This is a genomic window from Amycolatopsis lexingtonensis (genome assembly GCF_014873755.1).
In the GTDB taxonomy this organism is placed as follows: Bacteria; Actinomycetota; Actinomycetes; order Mycobacteriales; family Pseudonocardiaceae; genus Amycolatopsis; species Amycolatopsis lexingtonensis.
The window spans coordinates 1,539,884-1,557,065 of sequence record NZ_JADBEG010000001.1; the positions used below are offsets into that span (position 1 = coordinate 1,539,884).

The 17,182-nt window shown below is 70.1% G+C and carries 17 protein-coding genes; 11 read left to right on the forward strand and 6 right to left on the reverse strand.

Going from position 1 to position 17,182, the window contains the following annotated elements; translation table 11 throughout:
• Positions 1–116 precede the first annotated feature (116 nt).
• Positions 117–779 carry a nitroreductase family protein gene (locus tag H4696_RS07385; RefSeq protein WP_086865241.1) on the reverse strand — a complete coding sequence of 221 codons (663 nt, stop codon included), beginning with the start codon at positions 777–779 and terminating at the stop codon, positions 117–119.
• Between the two features lie 221 nt (positions 780–1,000).
• Here H4696_RS07385 and H4696_RS07390 point away from each other — a divergent pair, with 221 nt between their 5' ends.
• From H4696_RS07390 to H4696_RS07430, 10 genes are all read left to right on the forward strand, one after another.
• Positions 1,001–1,420, forward strand: a complete 420-nt coding sequence (locus H4696_RS07390) for a hypothetical protein (RefSeq protein ID WP_086865242.1) — start codon at positions 1,001–1,003, stop codon at positions 1,418–1,420.
• Between the two features lie 31 nt (positions 1,421–1,451).
• Positions 1,452–3,554, forward strand: coding sequence for a (Fe-S)-binding protein (locus H4696_RS07395; RefSeq protein ID WP_086865243.1), 2,103 nt, complete (start codon positions 1,452–1,454; stop codon positions 3,552–3,554).
• Positions 3,555–3,843: 289 nt separating this feature from the next.
• Entirely contained in the window at positions 3,844–4,020 is a 177-nt protein-coding gene (locus tag H4696_RS49875; protein ID WP_225955617.1) for a hypothetical protein, read from the forward strand.
• A gap of 45 nt (positions 4,021–4,065) precedes the next feature.
• Complete coding sequence (locus tag H4696_RS49880; protein WP_225955618.1) at positions 4,066–4,227, forward strand: hypothetical protein; 162 nt, start codon at positions 4,066–4,068, stop codon at positions 4,225–4,227.
• 271 nt (positions 4,228–4,498) lie between these two features.
• On the forward strand, positions 4,499–5,341 hold the full coding sequence (locus H4696_RS07405; protein ID WP_086864916.1) for a transposase family protein: 843 nt from the start codon (positions 4,499–4,501) through the stop codon (positions 5,339–5,341).
• 612 nt (positions 5,342–5,953) lie between these two features.
• Positions 5,954–7,255 carry a sugar ABC transporter substrate-binding protein gene (locus H4696_RS07410; protein WP_086858552.1) on the forward strand — a complete coding sequence of 434 codons (1,302 nt, stop codon included), beginning with the start codon at positions 5,954–5,956 and terminating at the stop codon, positions 7,253–7,255.
• The gene (locus tag H4696_RS07415) at positions 7,252–8,238 is read left to right on the forward strand and encodes a carbohydrate ABC transporter permease (protein ID WP_086858551.1); all 987 of its coding nucleotides are present in this window, start codon (positions 7,252–7,254) and stop codon (positions 8,236–8,238) included. Before H4696_RS07410 ends, H4696_RS07415 begins: the two co-directional genes overlap by 4 nt.
• Positions 8,235–9,065: a carbohydrate ABC transporter permease gene (locus H4696_RS07420; protein ID WP_086858550.1), complete on the forward strand. Its 831-nt coding sequence runs from the start codon at positions 8,235–8,237 to the stop codon at positions 9,063–9,065. The genes H4696_RS07415 and H4696_RS07420 overlap by 4 nt, the downstream gene beginning before the upstream one ends.
• A 4-nt stretch (positions 9,066–9,069) precedes the next feature.
• A complete protein-coding gene (locus tag H4696_RS07425) occupies positions 9,070–10,509 on the forward strand; it encodes a glycoside hydrolase family 3 protein (protein WP_086858549.1) in 1,440 nt (479 codons plus the stop codon).
• Positions 10,510–10,653: 144 nt separating this feature from the next.
• Positions 10,654–11,424: an SH3 domain-containing protein gene (locus H4696_RS07430; protein WP_086858548.1), complete on the forward strand. Its 771-nt coding sequence runs from the start codon at positions 10,654–10,656 to the stop codon at positions 11,422–11,424.
• A 107-nt stretch (positions 11,425–11,531) separates the two neighbouring features.
• Here H4696_RS07430 and H4696_RS07435 read toward each other — a convergent pair whose 3' ends face one another.
• The 3 genes from H4696_RS07435 to H4696_RS07445 form a co-directional block, all read right to left on the reverse strand.
• A complete protein-coding gene (locus tag H4696_RS07435) occupies positions 11,532–12,053 on the reverse strand; it encodes a hypothetical protein (RefSeq protein ID WP_192782134.1) in 522 nt (173 codons plus the stop codon).
• Positions 12,050–13,312, reverse strand: a complete 1,263-nt coding sequence (locus H4696_RS07440; RefSeq protein WP_192782135.1) for a hypothetical protein — start codon at positions 13,310–13,312, stop codon at positions 12,050–12,052. The genes H4696_RS07435 and H4696_RS07440 overlap by 4 nt, the downstream gene beginning before the upstream one ends.
• Before the next feature lie 110 nt (positions 13,313–13,422).
• Complete coding sequence (locus H4696_RS07445; RefSeq protein ID WP_192782136.1) at positions 13,423–13,959, reverse strand: ArsR/SmtB family transcription factor; 537 nt, start codon at positions 13,957–13,959, stop codon at positions 13,423–13,425.
• A 75-nt stretch (positions 13,960–14,034) separates the two neighbouring features.
• On the opposite strand from H4696_RS07445, the gene H4696_RS07450 reads away from it, so the two are divergent.
• Complete coding sequence (locus H4696_RS07450) at positions 14,035–15,243, forward strand: MFS transporter (protein WP_086861854.1); 1,209 nt, start codon at positions 14,035–14,037, stop codon at positions 15,241–15,243.
• Here the strand turns inward: H4696_RS07450 and H4696_RS07455 are convergent.
• Both H4696_RS07455 and H4696_RS07460 read right to left on the reverse strand, forming a co-directional pair.
• Entirely contained in the window at positions 15,219–15,569 is a 351-nt protein-coding gene (locus tag H4696_RS07455) for an MmcQ/YjbR family DNA-binding protein (protein ID WP_086861855.1), read from the reverse strand. The genes H4696_RS07450 and H4696_RS07455 overlap by 25 nt on opposite strands.
• A 58-nt stretch (positions 15,570–15,627) precedes the next feature.
• Complete coding sequence (locus H4696_RS07460) at positions 15,628–17,055, reverse strand: DUF1996 domain-containing protein (RefSeq protein WP_086861856.1); 1,428 nt, start codon at positions 17,053–17,055, stop codon at positions 15,628–15,630.
• Positions 17,056–17,182 lie beyond the last annotated feature (127 nt).

The window sequence follows — 17,182 nt, forward strand, 5'->3', positions numbered from 1 at the left end:
CGGCAACCCGAACCAAAGGTCTTGAATGAGTCATTCAGGACCTCCGAAGACCTGAATGACTCATTCAAGACGTTCGCACGCGCCGCCGGCCGTCAACGAACCTCGGACGCGCGACACTAGATCCGCACGAGCACTTCGTCGAGGGACTTGCGCCGCAGGTCCGGGACGACGCAGTCGTCGGCGGGGTAGCCGACCGGGATCACCGCGAACGCCTTTTCGTTGCGGGGACGGCCGAGCAGCTCGCCGAGGAAGCGCATCGGCGACGGCGTGTGCGTCAGCGCCGCCAGCCCGGCCACCTGCAACGCCGTCAGCAGCATGCCGACCGCGATGCCCACCGACTCGTCGACGTAGTAGTGCTTGCGGACGCCGCCGTCTTCGTCGAGGGCGAAGCGCTGCTGGAACACGACGATCAGGTAGGGCGCGTCGGTCAGGTGCGGCTTCACCGCGTCCGTGCCGAGCGGCCGCAGCGCGTCGAGCCACGCCTCGCCGAGCCGGCCGCCGTAGGAGATCCGCTCCTCCTCTTCGGCGGCTTCCCGGAGCCGGCGGCGCACGTCGGGATCGGTGACGAGGACGAACGTCCACGGCTGCTGGTGCGCCCCGCTCGGCGCGGTGGACGCTACGGCGATCGCGTCCAGCACCGCGCGTTCGGGCACCGGGTCGGCGGAGAACATCCGGACCGAGCGCCGCGCTTCCATCCGCTGCCGCAGCGAGGCGGCCCGGGCGAGGGCTTCGTCGTCGGGCAGCCGGGCGGGCCGGTAGGGGACCGGGTGAAAGGTCATGTCCGGAGTGTGGCGGGGGACACGCCGGTCGCAGCAGGGCCAAACGTACGATTCGCGGTGTTGAGCGTCCGATATGCGGACGGTAAGGTCAGCCTTGCCTCGATTTTTACGCCGAACGGCGCAGTGCAACTATGCTGAATGGTCCTGTCGCGCGAAGTGATCTCGTCATTACCCTCCAGTAGCAGACAGTGGTGCCGATCACAGTCGTTCCGGGAGGCTCTATGGCGTCGCGCGTCCGTGGACCCGGCTCCGAAGACCGCCGCGAACTGCGGATCCGGCACCTCACCGGCTGCCTTCCGTGCACGCTCAAATGCGCGTACTGCGGGCTGCCGGTGCGGCTCACCGGGCCGGGCGACCATCCCGGCTACGGCGTGGTCGAAGAAGTGACCGGCGACCTCGTGCTGCTGCACCGTTTCTGCCGCGGCGCGCTCGGCCGCTGCCGGACGCGGGGGTGCGTGCTGCGGCGCGCCCACCTCGGCCGCGCGACCGAGCAGTACGAAACCGGACGGCGGCGGCCGGGGCGTTACCAGCGCCTGGGCGTCCGCAGGTCGGCCGACCTCGATCTGTACCGGAAGCACTGGCGGGTCGCGAAGATGCGGTACGCGTGCAAGGCGTGCCGGTACTACACCGGCTCGCACTGAGCCGGTCCTTCCATCACGACGCGGAGGACTCGTGCTCGTTCGTCTCATCCTCGGCCTGCTCATGACCGTCGTCGGCCTCGCCGTCGCCGGGAAGCGCGTGGCCTTCCTGTACCAGCTGATCAAGGCGGGCCAGCCCGACACGAAGCGCTCGAACGAGCTGGGTGCCCGGCTCTTCGCGCAGGTTCGCGAAGTGTTCGGCCAGCGCAAGCTGCTCAAGTGGTCGATCCCGGGTGCCGCGCACTTCTTCACGTTCTGGGGCTTCGTCATCCTGGCCTCGGTGTACCTCGAGGCCTACGGCGCCCTGTTCGACGAGAAGTTCGCGATCCCGTGGATCGGCCACTGGGCGGTGCTGGGCTTCCTGCAGGACTTCATCGCCGTCGCGGTGGCCGTCTCGCTGGGCGTGTTCACGATCATCCGGATCCGCAACGCCCCCGCGCGCAAGGACCGCGCGTCGCGCTTCTACGGCTCGCACACCGGCGGCGCCTGGCTGATCCTCATCATGATCTTCAACGTCGTCTGGACGATGTTCTTCTTCCGCGGCGCCTCCTCGGCGTCCGGCAACTTCCCGTACGACAACGGCGCGTACGTCTCCCTCGGCGTCGGGAACCTGCTGGAGCCGCTGGGCCACTCGACGACCGAAGTGCTCGAGACCGTCGGCCTGCTGCTGCACATCGGCGTCATGCTGGTGTTCCTGTCGATCGTGCTCTACTCCAAGCACCTGCACATCTTCGTCGCGCCGATCAACGTCTCGGCGAAGCGGCTGCCGGACGCGCTCGGCCCGCTGCTGCCCATGGAGTCGGGCGGCGTCCCGATCGACTTCGAGGACCCTGGCGAGGACGACACGTTCGGCCGCGGCAAGATCGGCGACTTCACGTGGAAGGGCATGCTCGACTTCGCCACGTGCACCGAGTGCGGCCGCTGCCAGTCGCAGTGCCCGGCGTGGAACACCGGGAAGCCGCTGTCGCCCAAGCTCGTCATCATGAACCTGCGCGACAACCTCTTCGAGGAGGCGCCCTACATCCTCGCGGGCACCGAGCACGAGGAGGCGCGCCCGCTGGTCGGCCCGGAGGCCGACGGCGGCGTCATCGACCCGGACGTGCTGTGGTCGTGCACCACCTGCGGCGCGTGCGTCGAGCAGTGCCCGGTGGACATCGAGCACGTCGACCACATCGTCGACATGCGCCGCTACCAGGTGATGATCGAATCGGCGTTCCCGACCGAGCTGGGCGGGCTGTTCAAGAACCTGGAGACCAAGGGCAACCCCTGGGGACAGAACAACTCCGAGCGGCTCGCCTGGACCAAGGACCTCGGCTTCGACGTCCCGGTGTTCGACGGCGAGCTGGGCGAAGACGTCGAGTACGTCTTCTGGGTCGGCTGCGCGGGCGCGTTCGACGACCAGGCGCGCAAGACCGTCCGCGCCACGGCCGAGCTGCTGCACATCGCCGGCGTGAACTACGTCGTGCTCGGCAACGAGGAGTCGTGCACCGGCGACCCGGCCCGCCGCGCGGGCAACGAGTTCCTGTTCCAGATGATGGCCCAGCAGACGGCCGAGACGCTCAACGCCGTGTTCGAGGGCCGCGAGCCGCGCCTGCGCAAGATCGTCACGACCTGCCCGCACTGCCTCAACACGCTCAGCCGCGAATACCCGCAGCTGTACGGGCACTACGAGGTGGTTCACCACACGCAGCTGCTCAACCGCCTCGTCCGCGGCGGCCAGCTGACCCCGGTGAAGGGCGTCGAGGACGGCCCGCGCGTCACTTACCACGACCCGTGCTACCTCGGGCGCCACAACAAGGTCTACACCCCGCCCCGCGACCTCGTCGGCGCGGCCGGCGCCCAGCTCACGGAGATGCCGCGCCACGCGGACCGCGCTCTGTGCTGCGGCGCCGGCGGCGCGCGGATGTGGATGGAGGAGCAGATCGGCAAGCGCATCAACCTCGAGCGCGTGGACGAAGCGATCGCGACCGACGCGGAAACGATCGTGACCGGCTGCCCGTTCTGCCGCGTGATGCTCACCGACGGCCTGGTCCAGCGCCAGAGCGAGCAGAAGGCGGAGAACGTCGACGTCCGCGACGTGGCCCAGCTGCTGCTGGAGCGGGTCAAGACCCCGGACGGCTCGGCCCCGAAGGTCTGAACCGGTTCACCCGTTCGCCGGATATTCCCGCACCCGCCGCACGGCTCTTCCTCGAGGGAGCGAAGAGCCGTGCGGCGGGAGGAGTGCCGATGGCCGAGGCGAGGATCGAAACGCTCGGCGGGTCCGGTGCGCGCTTGGCGGTGCGCCGCGGTTCGTGGCTGGTGGGGCGCGGGCCCGACGCCGACCTGAGGGTGCCATCGGAGCAGGTGTCGCTGCGGCACGCCTGGGATCCGCCGCGCCGGGCGCGGAACCTGGGTGGCCGACGCCGGGTCGGCTCGAGTTCGGCCCGGTGGCCGCGCCCTACCTTGACGGTGAGGGTGGCGCGTCGCAGACCCGGACCTGGCAGCGCTCGTCCGGCGTCTCCTTCGGCGACGTCTCCGCCGGGACCATCAACAACGCCGGGCGCGACATCCACCACAGCTACGACCACCGCCGGCACTACGAAATCACCACCCCCGAAGGCTAAGCGATCACCCTGCCGGCCACCGGCAAAGGAGCCGGCCGCGCGATCATGGTGCTCGGGTACCTGATGGTCCTGGCCGGGTTCGGCATCTGGGTGACGGTGATCTTCCGGTTCATCAAGGCGGGTTCGGATTCGGTCTCGACCGGGTCGTTCGGCGCGCCACCGCCCCTGCTCGGCCCGGAGGTCTTCGACGCGGCGTGGTGGTGCTGATCGGGATGGTCATGGCCAAGGCGGCGCGCGAGCGGCGCCGGAACGGGAGGCGCTAGTGTCGCGCGTCCGATGTTGGTCGGCAGCAGCCCGGCGATGCGCCCCAATGTGGCGTTGGTTGCGTCTGACGCACCGAACGCCACATTGGGTGCGCTGGACGCACCGAAGGCCACATTGAGGTTTTCTCAGTAGCGGTGTGGTTCCGCGAATAGGCGTGGGGCCCCTGGTAGGACTGGATTTGCGAAGATCAAGTCCGAGGTTCCAGAGGCCCCACGTGATCAATTATGGCGCCACCCTCGACGTGGCGCGCGAGCTGGTCTGGTTCGTTGCCCGTGTCCTGCAGACCGAGCGGCTGCGGCGCGGCACCCGCCGCGGCCGGCGCGCCCTGACCCCCTACCGGCACGCGGTCCTGGCGCTGCGCTGGTTCCGCGACGCCACCCCCGTGCACCGGCTGGCCACCGACCACCACATCAGCACCGCCACCGCCTACCGCTACCTGCACGAAGCCATCACCGCCCTCGCCGCCCAAGCCCCGGACCTGCACCAAGTCCTGGCCGACCGCCGCGCCCGGGGTGACACCCACGTGATCCTCGACGGCAGCCTCATCTCCTGCGACCGGGTCGCGGCGACCACGACCAAAACCAAAGGCAAGAACCGCGGCCGGACCGTGCACCTGTGGTACTCGGGCAAACACCGAGCCTTCGGCGGAAACATCCAGTTCCTGGCCAGCGCCGACGGATTCCCGCTGTGGGTCTCCCCGGTGCTGCCCGGCTCCCGCAACGACCTCTCCGCCGCCCGCGACCTCGACATCATCGGCGCGTTAACCGCCGCCGCAGCCCACGGCCTGCCCACCCTGGCCGACAAGGCCTACCACTCCGCCGGCATCGGCATCTACACCCCGGTCAAGAAAGCCGCCGGCCAACCACCCCTCCACCTCCGCCAACGGGTCTACAACCAGCTGCAATCCCGAGCCCGCGCCCTCGGCGAACGCGCCATGGCCATCCTCAAAACCCGCTGGTCAGCCCTACACCGCATCAGCCTCTGCCCACACCGCATCGGCACCATCGTCCAAGCAGCCCTCGTCCTCACCCACCACGAACACCACGGACGCTACTGAGAAAACCTCATTGGGGCGCTCGTTTTAGCGTCGACCAACTTTCGACGCCCGCCAGGTCGCCGGGCTGGTCCGGGCGGTGCGCACGGAACTGGACGCGGCCCGCCTCCCGCCGGCCGCAGGTCCGCCGGTGCTGCCCAGCGGGTGCGGGAGCTGCTCCGGGACGCCAGGTGGTCTCGCGACCGCGGGCGCGGGGTTGTGGACCGCACTGGCGGCGGTCGGGGTGCCGCTCCAGCCGTCCACATCCCACGTCGGGCGCGCCCACCCGACACGCGGCGCCACCAGCGAAAACGCCGTCCTGACCGCACCTGTCACTCCGAGAGTCCTTACCCGGAGCGACTTTCGTCGTACCCCCGAACCGCACGGAACCCGATTTCCGGCTCCCTCGCGGTGAAAAACGGCCCGGACACCTTCCTATTCGGACGACTTCTCCCGACCACACCCGGCTGACGGGTGACCGTCCGGCTACTCCCCGTCAGAGTGCCCGCCGCGTTTACAACGTTCCGGCAACCGCCTTGACAGGGCCTGTGGTACGTACCACTCTAACCCCAACATTGGTCTACACCATTTGGGGAGCCTGGCCGTGGCGGCCGGGTATCGAAAGGACGGCATCGAGTGAAACGCTGGCTCAAGCTGGCGGCGGGCGCCGCCGCATTCACCCTCGCGACCGCAGGCTGCGCGGGCTCCAGCGGATCGGACACCGCGGCCTCGTCGAGCGGGAACGCCGCGATCAGCGGCGACGTCACGGTCTGGCTGATGACCGGGTCCGCGCCGACCACCCTGACCGACGCGCTCAACAAGGAGTTCGAGGCCGCGCACCCCGGGGTCAAGGTCAAGTACGAAATCCAGCAGTGGGACGGCATCCAGCAGAAGCTGACCACCGCGCTGGCCGGCGGCACCCCGCCGGACGTGATCGAGATCGGCAACACGCAGACCGCGGCGTTCGCCTCGCAGGACGGCGTGCTGACCGACCTGTCCGGGGACAAGGACAGCTTCAATGGTGCGCAGTGGCTGAAGGGCCTCGCCGACTCGGGCACCTACGACGGCAAGACCTACGGCGTCCCGTTCTACGCGGCCAACCGTGAGGTCATCTACCGCAAGGACATGTTCGAGCAGGCCGGCATCACCAAGCCGCCGACCTCGAACGACGAGTGGATCGACGCGATCACGAAGCTGAAGACGAAGTTCGGCTCCGACCCCGACTTCCAGGCGCTGTACCTGCCGGGGCAGAACTGGTACTCGCTGCTGTCCTTCATCTGGGACAACGGCGGCGACATCGCCCAGCCGGACGGCAAGAACTTCAAGGCGACGCTGGACAGCGCCGGCGCGAAGGCCGGTCTCGAGTTCTACAAGAAGCTCGTCGACACCTCCGGCACCAAGGCGCCGAAGGACGCGGACGAGGCCAAGCCGCAGCAGGCGACCGTCTACGGCGCCGGCAAGGTGGCCATGATGATCGGCCTCCCGTGGGAGCTGGCGACGGCCGCGAAGACCGACGCGAGCCTGACCGGCAAGACCGGTGCCTTCGCGATCCCGAGCAAGACCGCCGGCCAGAGCGCCCCGGTCTTCCTGGGCGGCTCGAACCTGGCCATCCCGGCCAACAGCAAGAACGTGGCCGCGGCCAAGGAGTACATCAAGCTGCTCTCCAGCGCGAAGTACCAGGGCCAGCTCGCCGCCGCCGGCGTCGTGCCCGGCACGTCGACCGACCTGACCGGCCTGGACAAGGACCCGCTGGGCAGCGTCATGGCGAAGGCCTCCACCAACGGCAAGGCCGTGCCGGCCAGCCCGAAGTGGGGTGACGTGGAGTCCGGCCAGAACCCGGTCAAGGACATGCTGACCGCGTACCTGACCGGCAAGAAGACGCTCGACCAGGCGACCGCCGACGCCAACGCAGCGCTGAACAAGCTCATCGGCGGATGACAGCGACCGCGAATGTGACGATGCCGGCGGGGGCGACCCCGCCGGCATCGCCGCGCGACGCGGGGGTCAAGAGGCGCAAGCGGGGCCGGTTCGGCGACCGGGTGCTCCCGTACCTGCTCCTCCTCCCCGCCCTCGCGGCGATCCTGGTCCTGCTCGCCTGGCCGCTGGTCCAGGTGCTCGCGATCAGCTTCCGCAAGCTCGACATCGGCCAGCTCGTCTCCGGCAAGACGGTCTGGATCGGGTTCGACAACTACACGAACACGCTCTCGGACCCGGAGTTCTGGACCGTCACCTTCCGGACGCTGGTCTTCACCGCCGCCATCGTGGCCGCCACCATCCTCGGCGGCCTGCTGCTGGCGGTGCTCATGCGCCACCTCGGCCCGGTCGTGCGGATCATGGTCCAGGTGACGCTGGTGCTGGCCTGGGCCACCCCGGTGATCGCCACGACCACCGTCTTCCAGTGGATCTTCGACCAGCAGTACGGCATCCTCAACAAGACCCTGGACCGGCTGGGCTTCCACGGCTTCATCGGCTTCTCGTGGTTCTCCAGCGGCCCCAGCACGCTGGCCGTGATCGGGCTGCTCATCGTGTGGCAGGCCGTGCCGTTCGTGACGTTCTCGCTGTACGCGGGCATCATCGGCGTCTCGCGGGAGCAGTACGAGGCCGCCGGCATCGACGGCGCCAGCGCGTGGCAGACGTTCCGCGCGGTCACCTGGCCCGCGATCCGGCCGATCACCACCATGGTGACGTTCCTGTCGGTGCTGTGGGACTTCAACGCCTTCGCCCAGATCTGGGCGATCCGCGAGGGCGGCCCCGACGGCGGCAGCACCACGCTGGCCGTCGTGCTGTACCTCAAGGGCATCGCGGGAAACCACTTCGGCGCGGCGGGCGCGATCGCGACCCTGATGCTGATCGTGCTCGCGCTCATCACGGGCCGGTACATCCAGCTGCTCACCCGGACCCGGGAAGGTGATCTGTCGTGAAGAAGTCGCTGTCGCAGCGGATCGTGCTCTCGGTCATCGGCGTACTGGTCGCGCTGGCGATCGTCTTCCCGACGTACTGGATGTTCGTCACCTCGCTGCGGACGCCCGGCGAGATCCTGTCGCCGAAGTACGACCTGATCCCGACGTCGTTCTCCTTCGGCAACTTCGCCACCGCGCTGGGCAAGGACAACTTCCCGACGTACCTGCTCAACAGCCTGATCGTCACCGTCGGGTCGGTGCTGTGCGCGCTGATCGCCGGGACGCTGGCGGCGATCCCGCTGTCGCGGCTGCGCTTCACCGGCCGCAAGGGCTTCCTGGTGCTGGTCATGGTGGCGCAGCTGGCGCCGGTGTCGGCCCTGTTCATCCCGCTGTTCCTGCTGATGCGGGACGCCGGGCTGCTCAACACGCTGCCGTCGCTGCTGCTGATCTACTTCGCCACCACGCTGCCGTTCACGGTGTGGATGCTCTACGGCTTCGTCAACGGGATCCCGTACGAGCTGGAAGAGGCCGCGATGATCGACGGCTGCAGCCAGACCGGCGCCTTCCGCCGGGTGACGCTGCCGCTGCTCGGGCCGGGACTGGTCACCACGTCGGTGTTCAGCTTCATCACCGCGTGGAACGAGTACCTGTTCGCGCTGGTCTTCATCCAGGACAAGCCGAAGGAGACCCTGCCGGTGTGGCTCGCGTCGTTCCGCACGGCGTTCGCCACCGACTGGGGTGGCGTCATGGCCGCGTCGGTCATCTACGCGGTCCCGGCGCTGATCTTCTTCCTGCTCGTGCAGCGCAAGCTCGTGTCCGGCGCGACCGCCGGCGCCGTGAAGGGGTAGTGCGTTGACTTCACCGGAGAAGCTCGCCGAAGCCGTCCTTCTGCCCGGGTTCGCCGGGACGACCGCGCCGGACTGGCTCCGCCGGCGCATCGCCGACGGCCTCGGCGGGGTGGTGCTGTTCGGCCGCAACGTCGTCGACGACGAGCAGGTCGCCGCCCTCACCGCGCAGCTGCGGGGAGAGCGGGACGGCGTGGTGGTCGGGATCGACGAGGAGGGCGGCGACGTCACCCGCCTCGACGTGAACACCGGGTCGTTCGTGCCCGGCCCGCTCGCGCTCGGCGCGGCCGACGACCCGGAGCTGACCACCGCGGTCGCCGCCGCGCTCGGCGAACGGCTCGCGGCCTGCGGCGTGACGCTCAACCTGGCGCCGTGCGCGGACCTGACCCTGGCGGCCGAGGACCCGATCATCGGCGTCCGGGCGTTCGGATTCGACCCGGCGAAGGCGTCGCCGCACGTCGCGGCCTACGTGACGGGGCTGCAGAAGTACGGCGTGGCGGCGTGCGCCAAGCACTTCCCGGGCCACGGCGCCGCGACCGAGGACTCGCACGTGGCGCTGCCGGTGCTGCCGCGAACCCCGGAGGAGCTGCGGGAGATCGAGCTGGTCCCGTTCGCCGCGGCGATCCGGGCCGGCGTCCGCTCGGTGATGTCGGGCCACCTCGTCGTGAAGGCGTGGGGCGAGGAGCCGGCGACGCTCAACCGCGTCGCGCTCACCGACGTCCTGCGCGGCGAACTCGGCTTCACCGGCGCGGTCATCACCGACGCGCTGGAGATGGGCGCGGTTTCGGGCGCGTACGGCAAGCACGACAGCCTCGGCCGCTCGGCCGTGCGGGCCCTATCCGCGGGCGCCGACGCGCTTTGCCTCGGCGGCGCGGCGTTCGAAGCCGAGCACCTGAACGCGTGCGTCACGGCGATCGTGGCGGCGGTCGCGGCGGGGGAGCTGCCCCTGGACCGCCTGGCGGAGGCGGCCGCGCGGACAGCGGCGCTGGGCACCGACCCGGCACCGGCCACGGTCGGCCCGGTCGACCGGCGGCTCGGCCTCGAAGCGGCCCGCAAGGCGCTGCGCGTGCGCGGCGAACCGCGGCTGGACGGCCCGCCGCTGGTCGTCGACGTCCAGACCGAGCCCACCATCGCGGCCGGCCCGATGCCGTGGGGCCTCGGCGCGCACCTGGCCGAGCTGGTGCCGGGCACGCGGGCGATGACGGCCACGCCGGACGACGCGGCCGCGGTGCTTGCGGCGGCCCGCGACTTCCGCAGCGTCGTCGTGGTCACCCGGGAGGCGCACCGGCACCCGCGGGTGCGCGAGCTGCTGGCCGAGTTGTCCACTGTGGACTACATCCGCGTCGAAACCGGGGCACCGGGGCCGGCGGACGAGGGCGGCCCGCGCATCGACACCTTCAGCGGCTCCTACGTGAGCCTGCGCGCGGCGGCCGAGTACCTGGCCTGAGCCGTTCCCCGAAGCCCCGCCGGACTCCTCCGGCGGGGCTTCGTCCTGTTTGCCGCATCTCCAGAACCGGCTCCCGGCGTTTGTACGGGCCTTGTACCGGCGGCCGTCACGCTGTGGCCACACCGGAAACTGGAGGACGGACAAATGAGAATTCGGATCGGGAAGCGGACGGTCGCCGTGGTCGGCGCCGCCGCCGCGATCGTGCTGGGGGGCGCCACGCCGGCGCTGGCGGCGACGGGCACGGTGCACACCGACTCCGGCGCGCCGCTGACCGTGCGCTCGGCCCCGAGCACCGGCGCGACCTCGACCGGCACGGTCGCCGACGGCACCGCCGTCACGATCGACTGCCAGACGACGGGCGAGACGGTCACCGGCAAGTACGGCACGAGCAACATCTGGGACCACATCCCGAGCGGCTACATCACCGACACCTACGTCTACACCGGCTCCGACGGCCGGATCGCCCCGGACTGCACCGACGTGCCGGTCCCGCCGACCACCGCGTGCTCGACGTCGGGCCTGAACGACCCGAACACCTGCGCCCAGGCGGTCACGAAGGCGAAGTCGCGGATCCACACGAACTACGACGCCTCCTACGACGGCTGGTGCGACCGCATCAACGCCCAGAACTACGGCTTCACGGCGAGCGGCTCGACCACGGCGTACGTGCACTGGACGCAGATCCCCAGCACGTACAAGCACGCGAACAGCACGGACGTCCCGGCCGGCGGCCTGGCGTTCTTCTCCAACGGCGGCGCGGGCCACACGATGATCTCCATCGGCGGCGGCAAGTTCCTGTCGAACGACATCAACGGCGCGGGCACCTACACCGAGACGACGATCGACCAGATCAAGAGCAAGTGGGGCCAGACGTACCTCGGCTGGGCGCAGCCGTGGTTCAAGGTCAACCACTGACCCGCTGACCCGCGCGGGACGGCGACACCCCCGGCCACCATCCCCGGCCGGGGGTGAACGCCCGACGTGGCCCCTGCCCACCTCCCCCGGGCAGGGGCCCGCCGCGTTCAGGCGATCACGCCCTCGACGTCTCCGTCCGGGGTCCGGCACACACAGGACTGGCCGACCGGCAGCGACTCCACCATCGGGCACGTGCCCAGCCGCGTGACGCACACGGTCCCGATCCTCGGCGGCGGTGCGCTGTCGCTGTCGGTCAGGACCGCGACCACCACCACGGCCACGGCCGCGACCAGGAACGCGGCCAGGCAGCCGAGGGGCTTGGCCAGGCCGCCGGTCTTCGCCGGCGTGCCGACGGCGGGGACCGGCGGGCCCCACGCCTGCGGGTTCGGCCGAGCCGGGGGCGGGCCGAGCGGCTGGAGCGGGGGCTGGGCCGGGTACGAGCCCGGCGGGACCGGGGGCGGCCCCGGCTGCTGCGCTGACGGCGTCGGTCCGGCGGAGCTGCGCCACTTCTCCGCGTACCGGCGACCGAGCTCGGCTTCGACCGCCTGCCGGCGTGCGGGCGGGAGGTCGCTGCTGCGCGCCAGCTCCTCGAGCTGCGGGAGGGGCAGGTGGGCGTAGTCCTCGGTCACGGCTGGTTCGCCTCCATGCCCAGCAGGCGGTGCACCCGGCTGGGGGAGAGCGGGGCGAGCCGGAAGCCCTGCAGCGTGTCGACGGTGCTGCGCAACGACGCGGAATTCTGCTTCAGCACGCGCAGCATCGCCACCAGCTGCAGGGTCATGATCTGGATGCGGGCGTTGTCGCGGAAGATTTCCAGCGCGGGCAGGATCGCGCGAGTTCCTTCGGCCTTTTCCCGCATTTCCCGCACCTCGCCGAGGTACTTCTCCCATTCGCGATCGATTTCTCGGAAAGCGGCTTCGCGGTTGCGGATGTCCTCCAGGACCTGCTCGCGCATCGCGGCCGGGACGTTTTCGCCGCGCAACCGTTCTTCGAGCGCCCGCTGTTCCTGGCGGGTCTGGTCGACCCGGTCTCGAGCCTCGCGGTGCAGCTGGTCGAGATCGCCGCTGATGGCGAAGCCGGTGACGTAGCCGATCACGAAGTCGGTCAGCTCGTAGATGATGATCGCGTTGCCGAACATCATGTCCGACAGCCGCTGCGCCGAGGACTCGCGCTCGATCCGGCCGAGGATGCTCTGGTTGAGCGCGCTGAGGAACTCCACGGTCAGCCGCAGCGACTCGTACGAGACGTGCATCCGCTTTTCCGTCTGCACGAGCCGGTACGCCCATTCCCGCTCGGCGTAGCCCGCCGGGAGGACGCGGACCGCGGCCTCGACGTCCTGGTAGCGCTGGCTTTCGATGTGCTCGGCGACCTGCTCGATGACGGTGCGGATCCGCCCGTGCAGTCCGGCGACGCCGTCGCGCACCTGCTGGTCGACCGCGGGGTTGCGGCCGATGTTGGCGCTCAGCAGGTCGGTCGCCTCGACGCTGTGCCGGGCGCGGACCGCCAGCACCTGGGTGATGTGCCCGTCGAGCAGCTGCCGGATCGTGCCCAGCGCGCTCGACCGCTGCACCCGCTCGACCGGATCTTCGGTGAGCAGCACCTGGCCGGGGGAGTCGACGAGCGCCTGCAATCGCTCAGCCAGCCTGACGAGCTGGGGGTCGCGGTCGGCGCCCGCGTTCCGCAGTTCCGCGGCGACAGCCGCGCGGCACTGCGCCGACTCCGGGTGCTGTTCGAGCAGTTCGACGCTGCGCGCGACCTGGCCGCCGTACCGGCGCGTGATCGACTCGCGCAGCGCGCGGGAGCCGTCGGTCACCGCCTCGCGCGCCGAATCCTTGACGCCTTCCAGCAGGCCTTGCACGAGTGCGCCCACGATCAGGCTGATCGGGTCCATCCGGGACCACCTCCGAGCGGATTGTCCTGCTTATCCATCGGAGAAAGGGGGTTTCCCGTAACGATTCCGGTCGCGTTAATCGAAATCGGGAAATGGCGGGACGTGGAGATTCATCGACGTTTCGGGTCGATCATGTGGTGCAGGACGAAAATGCCGCCGATCGCCGGGCGGTCGGTGCGCTCGTGGTCGGTGGCCACGTACTCGTCCAGCACCGCGAGAATCCGCCGGTCGAGCTCCTCGACCTCGTCAGGGGACAGGTGCAGCAGGAACTTCTCGTACACCGCCACCGATTCCGGGCCCGCCGCCGTCAGTTCCTCCTGGAAGATCTCGATCGGCGCGAAGCGCGTCTCCGCGTCGGCGGTCGCCAAGGGGCCGTCCAGCCACCACGTCTCGTTGTCGGCGCGGTACGGCTTCTCCAGCGCGCCGCTCGGGCCGGTGCGGACCGGGGCCGGGTGCAGGAGGCCGGCGGCCACCAGCTGGCGGACGTGGTGCAGGACCGTGCCGGGGTCGCGGTCGAGGCGGTCGGCCAGCTGCTTGTTCGTCAGCTCGTCGACCAGGCACAGCCGCATGATGCGCAGCCGCAGCGGGTGGCCGAGGGCCTTCGCCTCCTCGGGCGTCGCCGGCCGTCGGCGCCGGGGTTCCGTCATGAGCGGAGCGTAGTCCATCGATGGAATCCGGTCACATCGATGGAGAAAACCCCATCGATGTGCGATCCTCCACCAATGACCACCGCGTTTTGGCGGCTGTGGACCGCCGCCGGCCTGTCGAGCCTCGCCGACGGCGTCCTCAAGGTCGCGTTGCCGCTCGTCGCGGTCGGCTACACGCGGTCCCCGGCGCTGATCGCGGGGCTGGCCTTCGCTTTCAGCCTGCCGTGGCTGCTCCTCGCGCTGCCCGCGGGCGCACTGGTCGACCGGCTCGACCGCCGCCGCGCGATGCTCGCCGCCAACCTCGTCCGCGGCGGCCTCCTCGCCGGTGTCGCGCTGCTGACCGTCTTCGGCGGGGGCTCGATCTGGGCGCTGTACGCCGTCGCCGTCGGTGTCGGCTGTGCCGAGACGATCTACGACACCGCGGCGCAGTCGATCGTCCCGCAGGTGGTCGGCCGCGCGGAGCTGGCCCGGGCCAACGGCCGGATGTTCGCCGCCGAGCAGACCGCCAACGAGTTCGCCGGTCCGCCGCTCGCCGGCGTGCTGGCCGCCGCCGGCGTCATCGCCGCGCTCGTGGCACCCGTGGCGTTGTGGGCCGTTGCCGTCGCGGCCCTGCTGCTCGTGCGCGGCGAATACCGGATCCCGCGCGAGAGCCGCACCACCCTGCGCGCCGACATCGCCGAAGGGCTGCGTTTCCTGGTGCGGCACCGGGTGTTGCGGACGTTCTCACTCATGGTCGGGACGTTCAACTTCGCCACCGGCGCGACCTTCGCCGTCCTCGTCCTCTACGCGGTCGGGCCCGGCTCGCCGATGGGCCTGTCCGCACCGGCGTTCGGCCTGCTGATGGCCGCGAGCGCCGCGGGCGGGCTGACCGGGTCGCTGGTCGCCGAAGCCGTCGAACGCCGCCTGGGCCGGGTCCGCGCGCTGTGGGTTTCCTGGCTCACCGGCGGGCTTTCGGTCGGCACGCTCGCGGTGACCGCGAACCCGTACGCCGTCGGCGCGGGCTTCTTCATCGGCGGCGCGGGCATCCTGGTGTCCAACGTGGTCATGGTGTCGCTGCGCCAGCGCCTCACCCCCGACCGGCTGCTCGGCCGGCTGAACAGCAGCCACCGCCTGGTCGCGTGGGGAACCAAGTCCCTCGGTGCCCTCGCGGGCGGCGCGATCGCCCAGGTTTCGGGGCTGCGGATGGTGTTCGTGGTGATGGCGGTGCTGGCCTTCGCCGTCGTGGCCGGGCTCCGCGTGGTGACCGAGGACTCCCTGGCTCAGAGCGGGTGCGTCTCCGCGTAGGCGTTCCAGACCTTCTTCGGCACGCACATCCGCCACGCGTCGAGGACGAGCTCGCGCATCTCCTCGACGTCGATCGCCGCGAGCCGACACCGGACCCACTGGTACCGCAGGTCCGACGGCTCGGGCAGCAGGAACTTCTCCGGCTCACCCGCGATCAGCGCTTCGCGTTGCTCACGCGGGAAGGCGAAGCCCATCAAGGTCTCGTCCCGCGACAGCGCGAGGAAGACGATCTGCCCGATGCGGAACTTGACCCGGTCGCGCACGATCGCTTCGTACGCGCGGGGGAGCGTCGCCGCGAAGGCACGAACCTCGTCACCGGTGACCATGCCGCTCAGTAAACCGCAAAAGCCGGTGGCACCGAAGTGCCACCGGCTTCCGCGAACGTCACGCCCGGCAGGTCCGCCCGCGGTTCACGCAGTTGACCAGCCCGTTCATGATCCGCTGCGACATCACGTTCGCGAAGTCGTCGTGGTCGGAGAACGGGTTGTGCTTCTCCTGGGGGAAAGCGTCCACTTTGTACTGCTTCTTGACCTGGATGTCGTGCGGGATGTCGTAGGTCAGCGAGACCTGCAGCTGCGGGACCGCCTTGAACCCCTTGGCGCACCGGCCGTTCTGGTCCGGGAAGACGATGTGCGTGCGGTGGTTCGCGCTGTCGGTGTTCTGCCCGTCCCAGCAGCTCGGGAACGTGTGCACCCGCTTGACCTTGCTGTTCTGCGGGCAGATCGGGTACTTCTCGGTGACGCGGTTCTCGAACCCGGTGCACGTCCAGCTGGCGCGCGCGTTGGCCGGGCCGTTGGTCGAGACCTTCGCGTCGCCGTAGAGCACGCGCAGGAACTTCGGCATCGCGACGACCTTGCCGACCGGGCTGCCGCGGAACGTCAGCTGGACCTTCTGCGGCCGCAGGATCTTGCCGTCGTTGCCGGGCAGCTCGTTGTTGCCGTCCTGCCCGGGCAACGCGCCGCCCGCGGTGCTGCTCGTCGGCGGCGTCGGCGATCCGGTGTCCTTGCCGGGCTTCGTGGTGCACGGCAGGTTCCCGATGCCGCCCGGCTTCGGCGCGAACCGGCCGATCGCGGTGAGGATCCGGTCGATGATCGCCTTCCGCCGGTCGTTCAGCGGGCCGACGATGCTGTTCTGGACGAGGTTCTGGCCGCCCTGGCCCTGTGCCGCCGCGACGCGCTGGTTCGCCTCGTCGGTCTGGGTGTCGAGCTGCTCGAGGTTGCTGTCCACTTCGGCCATCGCCTGGTCCGGGATGTCCGGCAGCTTGCTCGCGACGTCCGGGCAGGCCACCTGGACGGTCTTCGCCTCCTGCGCGGCCTGCGCCCGGTCGCCGTCCGGCGCCTTGGCGGGCTCGTTCTGCTCCTTCTCGCCGGTGTCGATCCGGACGACGGGCCAGAAGTAGGCGGACTTGTCGCCGTTGCGGCAGGTGGTACCGGCCTTCACCAGGCTCTTGTTGGTCGAGTCGGCGTTGGTGGAGAGGTTGCCGACGTAGTCGTGCAGGTGCTGGGCGCCGTTGCGGACGCCGGGCTGGGCGATGAAGTTGTCGGGGTTGAAGTGCTGGTTCTCGTTGCGGCCGCAGTCGACGGTGAACGTGCCCGTCGCGGCGCCGTAGACCGGCCGCGGGTCGAACTGGTTGGGTTGCACCTTCAGGATGTCGATGTAGAAGGCGGGATCGGCCTCGTCGGCGCTGGCTTCACCGGTGTTTCCGGTGGTCGTAGCGACGACGATGCCGCCGACCGCGATCGCGAGGGCGAGGCCGCCGGTCGCGATCTTGGTTCTGCGGGACAGGCGGTGCCGTCCTTGGGCGCGGGACATGGGGAATCCTCCGGGGTGTCGGGCTGGCGGGAACGCGCGACACTGAACGGGTACGAGCCCAGGCTCGTCCCCGTCAGGAATACGTCGGCAAGGAACGGTTTTCCGGCTGGTCCACTGACCCGACATC